Below are 3452 nucleotides of genomic sequence, written 5' to 3' on the forward strand. Positions count from 1 at the left end.
TCGCCACCCCGCTCGGCGGCGGCGCGCTCGGCACATACGACCCGAGCCCCGTCGCGGCGGCGCCCGGCGGCGGTGTCCGCACGGTCGGCGCCGGTGTCTGCCTCACCCCGCGGCACGTCCTCACCTGCGCCCATGTAGTCAACCTCGCGGCCGGCCGGGACCGGCTGGAGCACTCCCACCCCGGCGCGGTGGAGCTGACGGTGGGCTTCCCCGGCGCCACGCACGACACCCGCGGCACCGCCCGGCTCACCCACTGGATACCGCCGCGGGACGAGCAGTTCCCCGAGCGGCACTGCCCCGTGCCGCCCGGCGCCCGGCGCTGGCGCGGCGACCTCGCCGTACTGGAGCTGGCCGGCGACCCGCCGCCCGGCGTCACCCCGCCCCGCTGGACCGCGATGACCGGCGACCGGACCGTCCGCGCCCGGTACGGCACCGGCGACCCCGAGCACACCGCGTACGGCCGGGTCGTCTCCTGCGAGGGCGGCATCGGCTATGTGCACGGGCGGCCCACCGGCGCGGCGATCCGCGGCGGTTACAGCGGCGGCCCGGTCTGGTCGGTGGACGACCACCGCGCGGTCGGGCTGGTCGCCGCCATGGTCACGCACGGGACCGGGCCCTACGACCCCACCATGACCACCCGGCTGAGCTGGTCGTTCTCCTGGCAGGTCATCAAGGAGGAGCTGATCGCCGCGGGCGCCCGCGCGCTGCTCGCGGACTGCACGGACCCGGTGCCGCAGCAGCGCACCCCCGACCGGCTCCGCGAGGACCTGCGGGTACTGCTGGACCGCGCGCTGCCCGACGAGGCGCACGTCCGCAAGCACGCGGCGCGCTTCGCCGAGCGGTGCCGGCTGCCGCACCCCGAGGACGGCTCGCTGCCCACCCTGGAGGAGTGGACGGAGGTCCTGCTGACCGTCGACCGGGCGGTGCCCGCGCTCGCCGAGGTGCTCGCGCCGTACGACCCGGTGAACGCCCGCGCGCTGCGCGACCTGGCCCGGCTCACCCCGCGCCTGACGGACCGCTGGATGTCACCGTGGGAGGAGCAGGCGCTGCTGCAGCTGCTCGGCACGCTCCCCGACGACGTCCGGCGGCGGGTCCCCGAGGCCACCCGCAGTGCGTTCCCGTATCCGCTGCCGGACGAGGTGGTGGACGGTACGGGGCTCAGCGACCCGAAGGTCTTCGCCGCGTACGCGCGGCACTGGGTGACCGCGCTGGAGAGCCGCGCGGGCGACGGGCGGCAGGTGCCGGCCGGTACACCGGGCGTGCCGGCGCTGCTGCGCGCGGTGGAGTTCGTCGCGGCGCTCGGCAGCCCGCTCGCCCAGCGCACCGAACTGCGGCTGTGGAACGAGCGGATGGCGGGCCACCTCGGCATCGACGCGGCCACCCTCGCCGACCGGCGCGCCGACGCCGACCAGTGGGCGCAGTCCGCGGTGAGCGCGCCGCCGCGGCTGGTCGTGGAGCTGACCGGCGGCACGGGCCACGGCCGCACCCGCCGGTACGACGTGGGGTTCTGGACGGACGTGGGCGACGGCCGGCTGCAGCCCGCGGCCGGTGCGGGCGCCGACCCGCTGACCCCGGCCGAGATCGTCAAGGTCCTGCACAAGCACCTGGACCGGCTGGCCGGCGCCTCGGTCGGGCAGGCATGGCCGGCCGTCGAACTGATCGTGGAACACGGCGATCTGGAGATCGATCTGGACTCGCTGGACGCCGCGGGCGAGGGCCCGCTGCCGCCCAAGGTGGTCGGCACCCGCTACCCGATGGTGCTGCGCTGCCCCAGCATCCGGCGGCTGGCCGACAGCGACGGGGTGTGGCGGCGCCGGTGGCGGGCGCTGGGCAAGAAGGGCGCGGTGCGGCTGGACGCGGCGCACGACGACCCGGGCCGGGTGGCCGGGCTGCTCGACGAGGACCTGGACGCGTCCGTCGTGGTGATCGGCACCCCGCACGGCACCCGCGCCAGGACCGCCACATGGTGCCTGGCCTGCGGGGTACCAGTACTGCTGTGGGACCGCGGGGAACACGGGGACGGCGGCCGGCTCTTCGCGCTCGACCCGCCCTCGCGGGTGCACCAACTGCCCGACGCCGTAAGGGAGTACCGGGCCAAGGCCCGCCGCTCCCCCGACGAGCACCGTGCCCGTCCGGTCCTGGTGTGGGACGATCCGGGCCGCCCGCTGCCGCTGACCGCGCAGCTGACCGACCCTTCCGAGCGAGCGGAACTGTAGGAAGTCCAGGGAGCCATGAGCACCGAGAACGCACCCGCCGACGACCGCGGCACCGGCGCCGCGGACGGCTGGCGGCTCTTCCGCGGCGACGGCCGGGCCCGGCGGCCCCCGATGCCCGAGGCGCCGCCCTGGCGCCGGTTCGGTGGCGCGCGTGCGGAGACGTCCGCCGCAGGGCCGGGCGGCGGCCCGTATCTGATCGGCCCGGAGCAGGCCGACGTGGTGAGCGCCGCGCTGCACCTGCGCCGCCCGCTGCTGGTCACCGGCCATCCCGGGACGGGCAAGTCCTCGCTCGCGCAGGCCATCGCGCACGAGCTGTCGCTCGGCCGGGTGCTGCACTGGCCGGTCAACAGCCGCGCCACGCTGCAGGACGCGCTGTACCGGTACGACGCGGTGGGGCGGCTACGCGAGGCGTCGCTCCGCCGCGACCGGGACGAACCGGAGCCGCACATCGGTACGTTCGTCCGGCTCGGCCCGCTCGGCACCGCCCTCGCGCCCCGCGACCGGCCGCGCGTGCTGCTCGTCGACGAGCTGGACAAGGGCGATGTGGACCTGCCCAACGACCTGCTCGCGGTCTTCGAGAGCGGCGAGTTCGAGATCCCCGAGCTGGCCCGGCTGCCCGAGGACCAGGCCGACGTGGACGTGCTCACCGCCGATCCGGGCGTAACCGAGCCGGTGCACCGCGGCCGGGTCCGCTGCCGGGAGTTCCCGGTCGTGGTGATCACCAGCAACGGCGAGCGGGACTTCCCGCCCGCCTTCCTGCGCCGCTGCGTCCGCCTGGATCTGCCCGACCCGGACGAGACCCGGCTGCGCGAGATCATCGCGGCGCACCTGGGCCCGGACATCCTGCCGGAGGTCGACGACCTGCTCACCGCGTTCCTGAACCGCCGCGCGCTCGGCGAACTCGCCACCGACCAGCTGCTGAACGCCGTCTTCCTGCGCGCGGGCGGCGTGGACATCGACGCCGAGGCGGTACGCAAGGCCGTGCTGCACCGGCTCGGCGGGACGGTGTAGCCACGATGCCGGAGCGGGCCCGCCGCATCCTGGGCGACAGCGGAGTGGAGCTGTCGCCGCAGGAGTTGCTGGACGCGCTCTGGCTGGCCACCCGGTTGCCCGCGCCGGAGGAGGCGGCCACGGCGCCGGACCCCGAGCCGGGGAACGGGACGGCGCCGCCGGAGCCGGACGACCCGTCGGCGCCCGAGGCGCCGGACGGGGAGCCGGTGCTGCCCTCCCGCTCCC

General features: G+C 76.5%; 2 protein-coding genes and 1 pseudogene. All 3 read left to right on the forward strand.

Going from position 1 to position 3452, the window contains the following annotated elements:
• Window positions 1-2216 (forward strand): VMAP-C domain-containing protein (locus CCS38_RS13380; RefSeq protein ID WP_223733466.1); only part of this gene is annotated, 2216 nt, incomplete at its 5' end.
• 15 nt (window positions 2217-2231) lie between these two features.
• Complete coding sequence (locus tag CCS38_RS13385) at window positions 2232-3227, forward strand: AAA family ATPase (protein ID WP_223733467.1); 996 nt, start codon at window positions 2232-2234, stop codon at window positions 3225-3227.
• 5 nt (window positions 3228-3232) lie between these two features.
• Window positions 3233-3452: pseudogene (locus CCS38_RS13390) on the forward strand (hypothetical protein); the annotation flags it as partial.

Origin of the sequence: Streptomyces purpurogeneiscleroticus (assembly GCF_020024005.1) — a bacterium.
GTDB lineage: Bacteria > Actinomycetota > Actinomycetes > Streptomycetales > Streptomycetaceae > Streptomyces > Streptomyces purpurogeneiscleroticus.

Excerpts from the sequence above, each read along its gene's own strand:
- CCS38_RS13385 (WP_223733467.1), top strand. The coding sequence starts at position 2,232 with ATGAGCACCGAGAACGCACCCGCCGACGACCGCGGCACCGGCGCCGCG.